Genomic DNA, 13,691 nt, shown 5'->3' on the forward strand with positions numbered 1-13,691 from the left:
CCATGCCGCACCACGCCAAAGACCTGCTTGCACTGGCGAAAGCCGTGATTGATACCGAAATCGCCGCCCTCAGCGCCTTGCCCGCTCGGCTGGATGATGACTTCCTGCGCGCCTGCGAAGCCATGCTGAGCTGCCGGGGTCGTGTCATCGTCACCGGCATGGGCAAATCCGGGCATATCGGCAACAAGATTGCGGCGACGCTTGCCAGTACCGGCACACCCGCGTTTTTCCTGCACCCCGGCGAAGCCAGCCACGGCGACTTGGGCATGATTGTGAACGGCGATGTCATCATTGCACTATCCAACTCCGGTACCAGCGAAGAAATCCTCTCCATCATGCCCGTCATCCGGCGGTTGGATGTGCGCGTCATCGCCATGACCGGTAACCCCGCCTCCCCGCTGGCGGAAGCGGCGGATTTCCACATTGACACGGGTGTGGACAAGGAAGCCTGCCCACTGGGGCTTGCACCAACCTCCAGCACCACTGCCGCACTGGTAATGGGCGACGCACTGGCAGTTGCCCTGCTGGAAGCGCGTGGTTTTACCGCAGAAGATTTCGCCCGCTCCCACCCCGGCGGACGGCTGGGCAAGCGCCTGTTGGTGCATGTACGCGACATCATGCACACCGGCGAAGAAATTCCGCAGGTGCGCCCGGAAGTCAACCTGCAACAGGCGATTCTGGAAATGACCCGCAAGAAACTGGGCATGACCGCCATTACCGACACCTTCGGCACGCTGCTGGGTATTTTCACCGACGGCGACTTGCGGCGTTCATTCGAGAAGGGTTTGAACTTGCAGGAACAACCCATTGCCGCCCTGATGACCCCGCACTGCCGCAGCATCGATGGCGACAGCCTCGCAGTGGAAGCCCTCAACCGGATGCAGGAACACGCCATCACCGTACTGCCAGTCGTGCAGGACGGGCGCGTTACCGGTATCATCCACATGCATGACCTTTTACGCGCAGGAATCGCCTGATGTACCACTTCGACAAGCTCCCCGCCAACGTGCTGGAACGCGCCCGCAACACCCGCCTGGTCATTTTCGACATCGACGGCGTGCTGACGGACGGCAGCCTGTTCTACGACAATGAGGGGCAGGAATACAAAGCCTTCAACTCCAAGGATGGCCACGGCATCCGTATGTTGCTGGAAAGCGGGCTGGAAATGGCGCTGATTACCGGACGCCAATCCGAACTGGTGCTGCACCGTGCTGACAACCTGAAGGTTCCGCGCGACCGCATCTGGCAGGGTTATCGCGACAAACGCCCCGCCTTCGAGGATTTGCTGGCTAAAACCGGACTCAAGCCGGAAAACATCGCCTACGTCGGTGATGACGTGGTGGATTTGCCAGTGATGGCACAGGTCGGTTTCGCCATCGCCGTCAACGACGCCCATTACTACGTCAAGCAACACGCCCACTGGACAACGGCAACCCCCGGCGGGCGCGGCGCAGGCCGTGAAGTCTGCGAACTGCTGCTGCACGCCCAAGGCAAACTGCAAGCCAAACTGGAAAGCTATCTCACATGAAACGCCTGCTTGCCCTGATGGTCATATTGTTATCCATCCTGCTGATTACGCGGGTGGAAGACTATCTGGGCAAGACCGACCTCAGCAAATTGGCACTGGAAAAAGACCAGATCGACTATTACCTGTCGGATTTTTCCATTATGGCAGTGGCAGCGGACGGCAAACTCAGCTATGAACTCTCCGGGCGGCATCTGTCGCACTGGCAAGGCAAACGGCAAAGTGAAGTCATCCAGCCTGTGGTCACAACCAGCGACGGGTTAACATTGCGTACAGAGCAGCTTTTTTATGATCAGGCCACCCAGACCATTTCCACCCAGTCGGTAGTGTCGATAACTTCGCCATCCGGGGAGATGCAATCTACCGGCCTGACCGCTAAACTTGACCAGGATTTACTGAAATTTGACTCCAATGTACGTTCAACCTACCAAGTTAAATAAATGGCTGCTGAGCCTGCTTCTGGCGGGCATGGTTTCCAGCGCCCACGCGCTCAAGTCGGATGTGGCGGAGCCGGTCAATATCGAAGCAGATTCGGCTGTATTCGACAAAATGGCCGGTACAGCCACCTACGACGGCAATGTCAGCATCCAGCAGGGAACCTTGCGCATCCTGGCTGCACATATCGAAATCAATGCGCCAGACAACGAAATCCAGGCCATCATTGCCACCGGCTCCCCCGTCAGCCTGCAACAAAAAATGGATAACGGCAAACTGGTACAAGGCAAGGCGCAGCAAATCCGCTATCTGGTCAAGGATAAGCGCCTGATCCTCGACGGTGACGCCGAACTGATGCAGGACAAAGACCACTTCACCAGCAACCATATCGAATACCTGCCCGACACAGGCCAGTTGAAAGCCGGTGGGCAAGGCAAATCCGGGCGCGTTTCTGCCGTATTCTACCCCAGCAACAAAGCCACCAAATGAGCGATACCCATATCCTGGCTGCCCGCGACCTGCAAAAAAGCTACAAGAAGCGCCAAATACTCAAAGGCGTGGATTTGCACGTCAACAATGCCGAAGTGGTTGGCCTGCTCGGCCCGAATGGCGCAGGCAAAACCACCTGCTTCTACATGATCGTCGGCCTGGTCGGGGCAGATGCGGGGCAAGTGCTACTCAACGACAAGGACATCACCGCAGCCCCCATGCACGAACGCGCCCGCGAAGGTATCGGCTATCTGGCGCAGGAAGCCAGCATCTTCCGCAAACTGACCGTGGCGCAAAACATCATGGCGGTGCTGGAACTGCGCAAAGACCTGAACCGCGCCCAACGCCAGGACAAGGTCGACAGCCTGCTGGAAGAATTCCAGCTTACCCACCTGCGCGACAGCCAGGGCATCAGCCTTTCCGGCGGGGAACGCCGCCGCGCCGAAATCGCCCGGGCGCTGGCCAGCGAACCCGCCTTCATCCTGCTGGACGAACCCTTTGCTGGGGTTGACCCCATTTCGGTCCTGGAAATCCAGAAGATCATCCGCCATCTGGTTGGGCGTAATATCGGCGTCCTCATCACTGACCACAACGTGCGCGAAACCCTGGGCATCTGCCACCGTGCCTACATCCTCAGCGAAGGTAAAATTCTGGTCGAAGGCTCCCCCGATGCCATTTTGCAGAATGAACAAGCCCGCCGTGTCTATCTTGGTGAAAATTTTACCCTGTAAATCTGCTCAGCGCCCGTTCATCCCGCTTACCGCATCTTTGCACCAGCTAACGTTTAGAGTAGTATGAAAGCCATGAAAGACAGGATTCATCGGCTATAGGTAAAAGGAATAACAAGAACAATGCTTAAACAGGGATTTGATCTCAAACTCGGTCAGACCTTATCCATGACCCCGCAGCTTCAGCAAGCCATCCGCTTGTTGCAGTTGTCTTCACTCGAACTGCAAAATGAAATCCAGCAAGCGCTGGAAGAAAATCCCCTGCTCCAGCTCACCGATGATGCTGAAGACCATTCAGTCGACACTAACAACGACCAGAAAGCAGACACCGAAACAGACGTTTCCGAAACGGCCAGCGAAAACTCCTCCCTGGACGACGCCATCCCCAGCGAATTAAGCATCGATGCCGAATGGGAAGACGTTTACGACACCCGCAGCAGCAACAGCGACAGTGGCGGCGACGCCAACGGTTTCCTGGAAAACCAGGGCGATAGCGCCGATGATGGCTTGCAGGAGCACCTGCTGTGGCAAATCCACATGAGCAACCTCACCAGCATCGACAAACAGATTGCCGAAGCCCTGATCCGCTCGCTGGACGAGGCCGGTTACCTATGCGACCCGCTGGAAGAGATTTTTGCCACCCTCAACCAAGAATTGCTGATTGACCTGGAAGATGTGGAAGTTGTCCTCAAGTACATCCAGCAACTTGACCCGATTGGCGTAGGCGCGCGTGACCTGCGTGAATGCCTGCTGCTTCAGTTGCATCACCTGCCAGAAAGCCGCACCCGTTTCAAGGCGCAGCAACTGGTGGAAAAAAATCTGGACTTGTTGGAACGCCGCGACTATAAAGAAATCAAAAAGAGATTAAAAATAGAACAAAGCGAACTGGAGGAGATCATCCTGTTATTGCGTGGCCTGCAACCTAGGCCAGGTAGTGCTTACTCCTCATCCGCCGCCGATTATATTGTTCCTGACGTGTTCGTCCGCAAGTTGAAAGGAAAATGGGTGGTATCACTAAACGCGCAAGTCACGCCGAACCTGCAAGTCAACCAGTTCTACGCCGACATGCTGGGGCAGGTCAAAAGCGAAAATGACGCAAGCTATTTCAAAAGCAACCTGCAACAGGCACGCTGGCTGATCCGCAGTGTGGAAAGCCGCAACTCCACCCTGCTGAATGTCGCCAAGGCAATTGTTGAACGCCAGAGTGCCTTTATGCAATACGGGGAACAGGCCATGAAACCCCTGATACTCCGGGATATAGCAGAAGAGCTGGAGATGCACGAATCCACCATCTCCCGCGTCACCACCAACAAATACATGTATACCCCGCGCGGTATCTTTGAATTCAAATACTTTTTCTCCAGCCAGGTTGATACAGACACAGGGTCTAGCTGTTCATCAACCGCCATCCGGGCCATGCTCAAGAAATTGATTAGCGAGGAAGACCAACACTCACCCCTGAGTGACAACCAATTGACCACCCTGCTTAACCAGCAGGGCATCAACGTGGCGCGCCGAACCGTCGCCAAGTACCGTGAAGCCATGTCGATTCCTTCATCCCATGAACGAAAAGCATTGCTTCCAACCTGAACCGCGTTTTCTGCCCTGGCTGCGGGCTGGCAACCCCAGCTACGCCATGACGGTAACGTGGTTTCTTCCATGACCTGAACAAGGAGCTTGCATTATGCAATTAGAAATCACTGGTCATCATCTCGAAGTGACAGACTCCATGAACAACTACGTGCGTGAAAAGGCCGAGCGCCTGAAGCGCCACTTTGACCAGGTAATGAAGATCCACTTCATTCTGGAAGTCGAAAAACAGCGCCACAAGGCGGAAGCGACTTTCCACGTCAATGGCAACCACATGTTCGCGGACGCCTACGCCGACGACATGTATGCCGCCATTGACGCACTGACCGACAAGCTGGATCGGCAGATTGTCAAGCATAAGGAAAAACTGAAGAGCCACCACCGCCAGGAGGCTGCGCAAATGGTGGCAGCCGCTGACTCCGTGGAATAACCCCATGGACATTACTACCCTGCTTTCTCCCGAACGGGTCAGTTGCGAAACGGAAGTTTCCAGCAAAAAGCGTGCGTTTGAACAGCTCGCCGCTCTCTTGGTCACTGGCTATGCGGGGCTTGAAGCGGAAACCATTTTTCACGCACTGATCAACAGGGAAAAGCTGGGTAGTACAGCCATTGGCAACGGCGTGGCCATTCCCCACGCCTGCCTGCCCATACCACAACCCCTGGGGGCTTTGTTAGTGCTGGAAGACGGGATCAAAATGGATGCCCCGGACAAAAAGCCAGTGCAACTGTTCCTGGCCATCCTCGCGCCCGCCAACGAAGCCCCCAACTATTCCGAACTGATCACCCGCTTAACCGGCACGCTATTACAGAAATCCCTGATAGAACAAATGTGCCGTTATAATGACCGGCAAGGGATGCTGGATCAGTTCCGCGCTTTTTTCGACCCACCTGAGCGCCCTCCAGAGGGCGTGCTGGCAGCCTGACCATGCATTTGGTCATCATCAGTGGCATGTCGGGCGCAGGCAAAACATACGCTTTGCATACCCTGGAAGACAATGGCTATTACTGCATCGACAACCTGCCCTCCCAACTGCTGGAGGCTTTGCTCGGCACGCCACAAATAGCCAAGCAACCCCATCTGGCGGTTGGCATTGACATCCGGGGCGGGCGCGACAGCCTGCTGGATACCCCTGCCATCATCAAGCGCATCCGCCAGCGGATAGCCAACACCCAACTGGTTTACCTGTATGCCGAGCAGGAAATCCTGCGCAAGCGTTACAATGAAACCCGCCGTCGTCACCCCCTCACCAGCGAAACCCAGGAACTGGACAAGGCCATCCTGCTGGAAGCCGACCTGCTGGAACCGCTGGCGGTTGATTCCGACCTGCGGCTAGATACTTCACACATTGGTGTTTACGAACTGGGTCGGTTATTGACCGCCCGCATCTGCCAAAGCACACCCCAACGCCTGTCACTGATGATCCAGTCATTCGGTTTCAAGCACGGGACACCTTCTGATTCTGACTTCCTGTTCGATGTACGCTGTCTGCCCAACCCTTATTGGGAGCCTGACTTGCGCACGCTGACAGGCCGTGATGCTGGCATCATCCAGTGGCTGGAACAACACGATGACGTCCAGCGTATGTACACCGACATCGAAGGCTTCCTCAGCCATTGGCTGCCCTCCCACGATGCCAATTGCCAACGGGCTTACCTGACAGTATCCATTGGCTGCACAGGCGGGCGTCACCGCTCCGTCTACCTCGCGGAACGCCTGTACCAGCACTTCCGCCACAGCATGGGTGAAAGCGTTATCCTGCGCCACCGTGAACTCAGCTACGTCCGCTAATCCACCCTTCTCGGCCTCATCTGCGTGGTATCCCGTCTCCGGGCTGTTACAATAACGGCGCCAGTATTCCAAGGTTGCGCCATGTCTAAACTATTCCACCAACAAAACAGCGAACAACGCCTCAAAGCCATTGATGACGCCATCGAAAGCGGGGCGCTGTTTCAAGTGCGGCGTGCCCTTAATGCCCTGCATCCGGCGGAAATCGCCGACATGCTGGAAGCCGCGCCACACGGGCAACGTGAGCTGATCTGGGAACTGGTTGAGCAGGAAAATGAAGGCGAAGTCCTGATAGAGTTGAGCGAAGACATGCGCCACAGCCTGGTCGAGGAAATGGATGCAGGTGAAATCCTCAATGCTATCAAGGATCTTGACTATGACGACATGGCCGACTTCCTGCAAAGCCTGCCGGACGAGATCATCCAGCAAACCCTGGACGGGATGGATAGGCAAGACCGCGAACGGGTGGAAGCCGTACTCGCTTACGACGAAAACACCGCTGGCGGGATCATGGATACCGAAACCGTCACAGTGCGCGCCGACGTAACCCTGGATGTGGTATTCCGCTATTTGCGCCACCAGCATGAGCTGCCCACCCATACGGACAACCTGATTGTAGTCAGCCGCTATGACCAGTATCTCGGCATCCTCCCCCTTGTCGACCTGCTGACCAGCCAACCAGACCTGACAGTTGGCGCAGTCATGTCCACCGACCTGCCAGGCATCCCCGCTGATATGCCCGCACGCAACGTCGCCCGTTTGTTTGAAGACCATAACCTGGTTTCCGCCCCGGTCGTGGATGGCAGTGGCAAACTGCTCGGGCGCGTCACCATCGACGACGTGGTTGACATCATCCGCGAGGAAGCTGAACACTCGGTCATGAGCATGGCGGGTCTGGATGATGAAGAAGACCTGTTTGCCCCCATCATCAGCAGCTCCCGGCGGCGCGCCATCTGGCTGGGAACCAACCTGATTACTGCCCTGCTGGCTGCCATGGTCATTTCACGCTTTGAAGGCACGCTGGAAGCCAAAGTGGCGTTGGCCTTCCTGATGGGCGTCATACCCAGCATGGGTGGTGTAGCGGGAACCCAAACCCTGACACTGGTAATACGCGGGCTGGCGCTGGGGCAATTGGGGCAATCCAATACCCGATCACTGTTCTTTAAGGAACTGGCTGTCAGCCTCATCAACGGCATACTGTGGGGAGCTGCCATCTTTTTCGTCGCCTGGTTTTTTATGCAGGATGCAGGCATCGGTGTGGTCATCGGCATCGCCATGGTGATCAACCTGCTGGCAGCCGCCGTTTCCGGCGTTTATTTGCCAATTATTATGCGCAAGCTGAATATTGACCCGGCGCTGGCGGGCGGCGTTGTGCTGACAACGGTGACGGATGTGGTGGGGTTTGCTGCGGTGCTGTGGTTGGCAACCTTATTGTTGCCGCTCTTCCAGTAAAGGGAAATTGCCTGCCCCCCATCCTAACCTTCCCCCGCGAGGGGGGAAGGGACAAGAAGTATCCCTATCCGACTATTATTTCACCTTGGCGCGCACGCTTTCGGCCAGCAGGTGCACAGTCATGGCGTAGTAGTTGCTGTGGTTGTAACGGGTAATGACGTAGAAATTCTTGTAACCAATCCACGGCTCCTTATACCCACCCGGCACTGTGCTCAGCGCCAGCAAATACACCTGCCCGCCGGAACCGCGACCGTAACGCGGCGTAATACCCTTGCTGGCCAGCGTGCCGAGGTTGTACTTCACCTTGTAACCATCCGGCATACTGGCATAGGCCGCAGAGGTAACTTCAGCCGGAACCGCCACTTCCCCACCACGCTGCCAGCCATGTTTGGCGAAATAGTTGGCGATACTGCCGATAGCATCGACCGGGTTCCACAAATCACGCACCCCATCGCCATCAAAATCCACCGCGAAATCATGGAAGCTGCTGGGCATGAACTGGCCATAACCCATTGCCCCCGCGAATGAACCTTTGGGCGCGAGTGGATCCATGCGTTCGCTGCGGGTCATCAACATGTAATTCTTCAATTCGTCAAAGAAGAACTGGCTGCGGCGCTGGTTGGTCAGGGCAGAAGTCGTCAGGGCATCAATCACGCGATGCTTGCCGAAAATGCGCCCCCAGCGGGTTTCCACCCCCATGATGCCAACGATATATTCGGCTGGCACGCCGTACTTCTGCTCGGCACGCTGCAAATGACCAGCATATTGCTGCCAGAATTGCGCCCCACGTTGAATGTTGGCAGCATTGACGAAACGGGAGCGATAAGCATTCCAGCCTTGCGGGCTGCCTGCCGACGGCTTGCTCCAGAGCGCAGCCACATCATCACGGTTACGCACCTGACTGAAAACACCGTACAGGTAATTACGGTCAAACCCTTGCCTGCTCACCAAACCATCAATGAAAGCCAGCAAACGGGGATCGCCAGCAAAGTCGCCGCCCAAGCTGGCAGCAGAATAATTACCAACGCTTTTGCCACCGTAGCGGATAACCTGGGGCGCATCAGGCTGCGCTTTTTTTTGCGGCATCTGCTGCTGGACAACCTGTTGGGCGCTACCATCAGCAGATTCCTGTTTTTCGGGCGTTGAACTGCACGCCCCTAAACTTAGCCCTAATACCACAATAGCGCTGAGAGCAAGAGAACTCCTCGGCGAATACATGCAAGCCTCCGACATAAATTAATATTATTTTTCCAAATAACTAGGCTAATAGTCTAACACGATAGTTTTAGAATTTAAAAGGCGTCATATTGCCAACGTCATCAAGGGGTACCATATTACCCGCCTCTTCCGCGAATGGCGGCACCTGATTGGCAATCGCGTCACTCACTGTGACCGGGTCAGGCGAGCTGAAAGAAGGGAAGCGCCAGCCGCCCGGCATACGCCCCATATCAAAGGGGGCATTGATCATTTTGTCCCAGGCATCGCCGGTAAAATCTGTATAAAAATCAGGCCAGATATAGCGGGTATCCCCCCACGGATGGGTTTCTTTCTTCTTCTGCGGAACCCCCATGTTTTGCGGGACTGGCGGGCGTAAAGCGTAAGGCGTCATGCGCGGAACCATCGCATAAGGGCTGTAGGACGGGTACGCATAAGGGCTATAGTATTGCGCGTAATAAGCACTATAGGGCTGCTGCCCATAGGTGTAGCTGGAATACCCCGGATAAGCATAACCCGTAGACGGGTACGCCAATTGCTGCTGCACGTAAGCCTGGTTGGGAAATTGCACGCCCTGCTGCCCAACACCTGGGTATTGCACTTGGTTACCCATGTTCTGCTGGGGCGGGAAAGTCAATGTCTGCTGCGCTGCCTGTGGCTCCTGCGCCATCAGGTTATTGGCAGCCAGAAGCACCAGCATTAACGCCAACGCCATTCCTTGTTGTGTTTTCATAAGACTACTACCTGACAGGTTGAATATCTGGAAGAATACCAGACATGCCCCGGAAAAGCGCGGCTCCCCACCAAAAGAAAGGATGAACACATGACAGCCAGGCTAGACCCGACCGCCGCCAGCAGCGCCCTGCACCAACAGATGCAGGCATGGCGGCGCGACATCCATCAACACCCGGAAACCGCTTACGAGGAGTTCCGCACCAGCAAGCTGGTGGCCGAACGCTTACAAGCATTGGGGCTGGAAACCCACACCCAGATCGGCGGCACCGGCGTGGTCGGCATCCTGCGTGGCAAACACCCCGGCGACAGACACGTGGGCTTGCGTGCCGATATGGATGCCCTGCCCCTGACGGAGCTGAACACCTTCGCCCATGCCTCCTGCCATCACGGCAAGATGCACGGCTGCGGGCATGACGGCCATACCACCATGCTGCTGGGCGCGGCCACCATCCTGGCGCAGAACCCGGATTTCGCGGGTACGGTGTATTTCATCTTCCAGCCCGCCGAGGAAATGCAGGCAGGTGCCAAACGCATGATTGAGGATGGCCTGTTCGAGCGCTTCCCGATTGCCGAAGTGTACGGGATGCACAACTGGCCGGGCATTCCGGCGGGGCATTTTGCGGTACACCCAGGCGCGGTGATGGCCTCCACCGATGGTTTCGACATTGAAATCTGCGGCAAGGGTGGCCACGCGGCAATGCCCGACACCCTGACCGACCCGGTACTGGTCGCAGGCCACATCATTACCGCCACCCAGAGCATCGTTGCCCGCAACCTGAAGCCCACCAGCAGCGGTGTCATCAGCATTACCCGCATGGTTGGCGGCAGCGCCTACAACGTCATTCCGGAACAAGTCAGCCTGCACGGCACCATCCGCACGCTGGAGGAAAGCCAGCGCGAACTGATCAAGCAGCGCCTGCAACAACTGGTGGAACACACCGCCAGCGCGTTTGGCGCTTCCGCCAGCATCCGTTACAACCCCGGCTACCCCGCCACTATCAACCGGCAGGCCAATGCCGAAACCTGCTATCAGGTCACGACCGGACTGGTGGGGGAAACCTGCGTGCAATGGAACCCGCCGCCCAGTATGGGTGCGGAAGATTTCGCCTACATGCTGCAACAACGCCCAGGCGCGTACATCTGGATCGGCAATGGCGACGCCAGCGAAAGCCGCGCCCTGCACAACCCGCATTACGATTTCAACGACCAGATATTACCGTTGGGGGCAAGCTATTGGGTGCGGCTGGTGCAACACCTGTGCATTTAAGGCTTGCCGCCCTCCCCGGCCAGCGCTTTGCGCAATTCGCCCATGATGGGCCTTACCCGGCCATCGCCTGCCACGCAGGGGCGTGAATCCGCTGACGGGCGTTTGCACTCCAACGCCAAGTTCCAAATCATGACGCCCCCCAGCCCCTGTTGTTTGGCGTAACGCACCTTTGCAGCAACCGAACGCGGGTCGTTGAAGGAAATGAATCTGTCATCCGCTGTCCCCGGCTTATCAATGCTCAGATAGGAAACCTTGGCGTCATCATCCCAGTGGTAATACTCAGGCTTGTAAGCGTAACGCCCATGAGGGTCAACCAGGTTGGCGAAACTGTCGCGCTGCGTGCTGCCCTCATTCCAGTTTTTGGGTTTTACATCCCATGCTTCCAGGGGTCGGGTAACGCCATTGTCGGCATCCTCGACTTTGCCCCCCTGCCAGACGCGGATCTCCAGACTGATACCCAGACCCAGCTTGGCCGGGGAAACGCCCGCGCCGATGAATTGCTGTAGTGCCCTGTCCACAGACACCACCGAGCGCTTGGTATTGTCGGGGTATTTGTTGCCACCGTCATACAGGGCGGAGTCATGCCAGACGATTCCCTCAAAGGAGGTGGACAGGTCGTAGCCCATGACATTGATCTGGTCGAGCTTGTCCTGAAGCCGCGTCAGCAGCTTGCGCAGGGTTCCGCTATCCTTGTCCTCGGCATTTTCGATGCCGGTAGCAATGGTCAAAAGTGGGCGCGTGGCCAGCATGTTGGGGTTATTGTCCTTGTTGACGGCTTTCATGCCAGCGTGCAGCTCATCAATGAAAGCTTCGTAGGAAGGGTTATTACCGCCCCCGTCAGCCTTGATCGGCTCAAGGTCAATGTCGATGCCGTCGTAGCCCTCCTTGAGAATGCTGAGCAATTGCCCAACCAGCTTCTCGCGTTTGGCGCGCTTGTTCAACACCGGGCCATATACCGTTACCCAGGCAGCAACGCTGAACAGCACAGGCACGCCATGTTCATGCGCAGTGCGGATCGCGGCGGCGCGTCTGGCTGGGCTGAAACCCTCAGTGGTTTCATCCAGGCTGCCATCCTCCTTCACCCGCCCGGCGAAGTGGATAACATGGGTCAGACCTTGCCAGTCTTCCTCACCCATGAAGGCAATCTTGCCATCCTGATCCTGCTCATAGGCGGGCAGGTAGCCGGTTACCCAGGGTTTACCCCCCCTTTCACCCGCGTTCACGCTCGGGCTGGCCAGCATTCCCACCATTAACACAGAGATGGCAAGCTTACACATTATGTTCATTCTCATGGGGCCGTATCCTCCCTATTTCTTGTTGTCCTGAAAACCGCTATGTTAGCTGAATCGGCCTTTGCCGGTAAGAAACCAGCCCCTTAAATCCCTTACCCAAAAAAATTTTACTGGCATCCGTTCCCAGTCCTGTTGGAGAATACCAACGCGGCGCAGGAATCTTAGCTGTCAATAGAAAAAATAATGGCAGATCTCCTGAACCACTCAAATTGTTCCCAGTCTAACAAGACACCAGAGATTAGAAAAACCTGGCAGGCAAATGCCAACACAAACACATGCTTAATCAAGGAGCTATACATGAAAACCATTACTTACTCGTTGAGCGCCATTGCACTGGCGGCAATGCTGAGCGCCTGTGGCGCGCCGATGAACAATTCCCAGGCAGGTTCAATGGCGGGGGCTGTACTCGGCGGCGTCGCCGGCCACCAGTTTGGTGAAGGTGAAGGCAAAACTGCTGCCACCATCGCTGGCACTATGGTAGGCAGCTACGTCGGCGGCCAGGTTGGTTCGCAGCAAGACCGCTACTACCAACAGCCACAACCAGCACCTTACTACAACCGGGGCTACTAAGTCCCCGAGCTGGCGGGCAGCGCGAACAAGTTGCCCGCCATTCTGATACAAGAAAAGGAGTGTCCCCATGAACAAATCCATTACCCGTTCTTTGGCAAGCGTAACCCTGGCATCCTCACTGGCACTAGCCGGATGCGTAGGCACTGCCCCCATGAATAACGCCCAAACCGGTGCCATGCTGGGCGCAGTCCTCGGCGGTGTGGTCGGCAACCAATTTGGCAATGGTGAAGGCAATACGGCCATGACCATCATCGGCACCATGCTCGGCAGCTATCTGGGCAGTCAGTGGGGTGCTCAACTGGATACCCGCGACCAGCAGTATCTGGGTCAAGCAGTATACAGCGGGCGTCCCGCCAGTTGGTACAACAGCAATACCGGCTACCAATACAACGTCAACCCAGGCCAGGTTTACCGCGCCAACTACAATAACCAGGCAGCGCTGTGCCGCCCGGTCACGATTAGTGGCGTCATTGACGGCAGACAACAAAACATCCAGACCAAAGCCTGCCAGGATAGTAATGGCCAATGGCAACTGGCTAACTGATTAGCCCGTCATTATCAGGCAAATCCTCCAGCCCATACCCTTTCTAACAGGGTATGGGCTGGT

At 56.4% G+C, this 13,691-nt stretch carries 16 protein-coding genes; 13 read left to right on the plus strand and 3 right to left on the minus strand.

Annotated elements, in window-relative coordinates; genetic code table 11:
• Positions 1 to 2: 2 nt before the first annotated feature.
• The 10 genes from THINI_RS06065 to mgtE all read left to right on the plus strand — a co-directional run bounded on the left by THINI_RS06065 (position 3) and on the right by mgtE (position 8,005).
• A complete protein-coding gene (locus tag THINI_RS06065; protein WP_002707771.1) occupies positions 3 to 977 on the plus strand; it encodes a KpsF/GutQ family sugar-phosphate isomerase in 975 nt (324 codons plus the stop codon).
• Complete coding sequence (gene kdsC, locus THINI_RS06070) at positions 977 to 1,528, plus strand: 3-deoxy-manno-octulosonate-8-phosphatase KdsC (protein WP_002707772.1); 552 nt, start codon at positions 977 to 979, stop codon at positions 1,526 to 1,528. The genes THINI_RS06065 and kdsC overlap by 1 nt, the downstream gene beginning before the upstream one ends.
• A complete protein-coding gene (lptC, locus tag THINI_RS06075) occupies positions 1,525 to 1,965 on the plus strand; it encodes an LPS export ABC transporter periplasmic protein LptC (RefSeq protein WP_002707773.1) in 441 nt (146 codons plus the stop codon). The genes kdsC and lptC overlap by 4 nt, the downstream gene beginning before the upstream one ends.
• Positions 1,937 to 2,449 (plus strand): lipopolysaccharide transport periplasmic protein LptA, encoded by a 513-nt coding sequence (lptA, locus tag THINI_RS06080; RefSeq protein ID WP_002707774.1) that lies wholly within the window; start codon positions 1,937 to 1,939, stop codon positions 2,447 to 2,449. Before lptC ends, lptA begins: the two co-directional genes overlap by 29 nt.
• Complete coding sequence (gene lptB / locus THINI_RS06085; protein WP_002707775.1) at positions 2,446 to 3,180, plus strand: LPS export ABC transporter ATP-binding protein; 735 nt, start codon at positions 2,446 to 2,448, stop codon at positions 3,178 to 3,180. Before lptA ends, lptB begins: the two co-directional genes overlap by 4 nt.
• A 120-nt stretch (positions 3,181 to 3,300) precedes the next feature.
• The gene (locus THINI_RS06090) at positions 3,301 to 4,767 is read left to right on the plus strand and encodes an RNA polymerase factor sigma-54 (RefSeq protein WP_002707776.1); all 1,467 of its coding nucleotides are present in this window, start codon (positions 3,301 to 3,303) and stop codon (positions 4,765 to 4,767) included.
• A gap of 94 nt (positions 4,768 to 4,861) precedes the next feature.
• Positions 4,862 to 5,197: a ribosome hibernation-promoting factor, HPF/YfiA family gene (gene hpf / locus THINI_RS06095; RefSeq protein WP_002707777.1), complete on the plus strand. Its 336-nt coding sequence runs from the start codon at positions 4,862 to 4,864 to the stop codon at positions 5,195 to 5,197.
• A gap of 4 nt (positions 5,198 to 5,201) precedes the next feature.
• On the plus strand, positions 5,202 to 5,690 hold the full coding sequence (locus THINI_RS23220; RefSeq protein WP_002707778.1) for a PTS sugar transporter subunit IIA: 489 nt from the start codon (positions 5,202 to 5,204) through the stop codon (positions 5,688 to 5,690).
• A 2-nt stretch (positions 5,691 to 5,692) separates the two neighbouring features.
• Positions 5,693 to 6,556: an RNase adapter RapZ gene (gene rapZ / locus THINI_RS06105; RefSeq protein WP_002707779.1), complete on the plus strand. Its 864-nt coding sequence runs from the start codon at positions 5,693 to 5,695 to the stop codon at positions 6,554 to 6,556.
• 81 nt (positions 6,557 to 6,637) lie between these two features.
• Positions 6,638 to 8,005: a magnesium transporter gene (mgtE, locus tag THINI_RS06110; RefSeq protein WP_002707780.1), complete on the plus strand. Its 1,368-nt coding sequence runs from the start codon at positions 6,638 to 6,640 to the stop codon at positions 8,003 to 8,005.
• 75 nt (positions 8,006 to 8,080) lie between these two features.
• Here the strand turns inward: mgtE and mltB are convergent, their stop codons facing one another.
• Entirely contained in the window at positions 8,081 to 9,223 is a 1,143-nt protein-coding gene (mltB, locus tag THINI_RS06115) for a lytic murein transglycosylase B (protein ID WP_002707781.1), read from the minus strand.
• Between the two features lie 67 nt (positions 9,224 to 9,290).
• Positions 9,291 to 9,953 (minus strand): hypothetical protein, encoded by a 663-nt coding sequence (locus tag THINI_RS06120; RefSeq protein WP_040839152.1) that lies wholly within the window; start codon positions 9,951 to 9,953, stop codon positions 9,291 to 9,293.
• 90 nt (positions 9,954 to 10,043) lie between these two features.
• Between THINI_RS06120 and THINI_RS06125 the strand changes: the two genes are divergently transcribed.
• A complete protein-coding gene (locus THINI_RS06125; RefSeq protein WP_002707783.1) occupies positions 10,044 to 11,222 on the plus strand; it encodes a M20 aminoacylase family protein in 1,179 nt (392 codons plus the stop codon).
• On the opposite strand, the gene THINI_RS06130 is transcribed toward THINI_RS06125, so the two are convergent.
• Positions 11,219 to 12,514, minus strand: coding sequence for a glycosyl hydrolase family 18 protein (locus THINI_RS06130; RefSeq protein ID WP_002707784.1), 1,296 nt, complete (start codon positions 12,512 to 12,514; stop codon positions 11,219 to 11,221). The genes THINI_RS06125 and THINI_RS06130 overlap by 4 nt on opposite strands.
• Positions 12,515 to 12,811: 297 nt before the next feature.
• Here THINI_RS06130 and THINI_RS06135 point away from each other — a divergent pair, with 297 nt between their 5' ends.
• Together THINI_RS06135 and THINI_RS06140 are read left to right on the plus strand one after the other, a co-directional pair.
• On the plus strand, positions 12,812 to 13,084 hold the full coding sequence (locus THINI_RS06135) for a glycine zipper 2TM domain-containing protein (protein WP_002707785.1): 273 nt from the start codon (positions 12,812 to 12,814) through the stop codon (positions 13,082 to 13,084).
• 67 nt (positions 13,085 to 13,151) lie between these two features.
• On the plus strand, positions 13,152 to 13,628 hold the full coding sequence (locus THINI_RS06140) for a glycine zipper 2TM domain-containing protein (protein ID WP_002707786.1): 477 nt from the start codon (positions 13,152 to 13,154) through the stop codon (positions 13,626 to 13,628).
• Positions 13,629 to 13,691: the final 63 nt, after the last annotated feature.

It is taken from the genome of Thiothrix nivea DSM 5205 (genome assembly GCF_000260135.1).
GTDB classification, from domain to species: domain Bacteria; phylum Pseudomonadota; class Gammaproteobacteria; order Thiotrichales; family Thiotrichaceae; genus Thiothrix; species Thiothrix nivea.

Coding starts and splice junctions, on each gene's coding strand:
- lptB (WP_002707775.1), top strand. CDS start 2,446: ATGAGCGATACCCATATCCTGGCTGCCCGCGACCTGCAAAAAAGCTAC.
- THINI_RS06135 (WP_002707785.1), top strand. CDS start 12,812: ATGAAAACCATTACTTACTCGTTGAGCGCCATTGCACTGGCGGCAATG.
- THINI_RS23220 (WP_002707778.1), top strand. CDS start 5,202: ATGGACATTACTACCCTGCTTTCTCCCGAACGGGTCAGTTGCGAAACG.
- THINI_RS06125 (WP_002707783.1), top strand. CDS start 10,044: ATGACAGCCAGGCTAGACCCGACCGCCGCCAGCAGCGCCCTGCACCAA.
- THINI_RS06120 (WP_040839152.1), bottom strand. CDS start 9,953: ATGAAAACACAACAAGGAATGGCGTTGGCGTTAATGCTGGTGCTTCTG.
- hpf (WP_002707777.1), top strand. CDS start 4,862: ATGCAATTAGAAATCACTGGTCATCATCTCGAAGTGACAGACTCCATG.
- THINI_RS06140 (WP_002707786.1), top strand. CDS start 13,152: ATGAACAAATCCATTACCCGTTCTTTGGCAAGCGTAACCCTGGCATCC.
- THINI_RS06130 (WP_002707784.1), bottom strand. CDS start 12,514: ATGAGAATGAACATAATGTGTAAGCTTGCCATCTCTGTGTTAATGGTG.
- kdsC (WP_002707772.1), top strand. CDS start 977: ATGTACCACTTCGACAAGCTCCCCGCCAACGTGCTGGAACGCGCCCGC.
- mltB (WP_002707781.1), bottom strand. CDS start 9,223: ATGTATTCGCCGAGGAGTTCTCTTGCTCTCAGCGCTATTGTGGTATTA.
- THINI_RS06090 (WP_002707776.1), top strand. CDS start 3,301: ATGCTTAAACAGGGATTTGATCTCAAACTCGGTCAGACCTTATCCATG.
- lptC (WP_002707773.1), top strand. CDS start 1,525: ATGAAACGCCTGCTTGCCCTGATGGTCATATTGTTATCCATCCTGCTG.
- lptA (WP_002707774.1), top strand. CDS start 1,937: ATGTACGTTCAACCTACCAAGTTAAATAAATGGCTGCTGAGCCTGCTT.
- mgtE (WP_002707780.1), top strand. CDS start 6,638: ATGTCTAAACTATTCCACCAACAAAACAGCGAACAACGCCTCAAAGCC.
- THINI_RS06065 (WP_002707771.1), top strand. CDS start 3: ATGCCGCACCACGCCAAAGACCTGCTTGCACTGGCGAAAGCCGTGATT.
- rapZ (WP_002707779.1), top strand. CDS start 5,693: ATGCATTTGGTCATCATCAGTGGCATGTCGGGCGCAGGCAAAACATAC.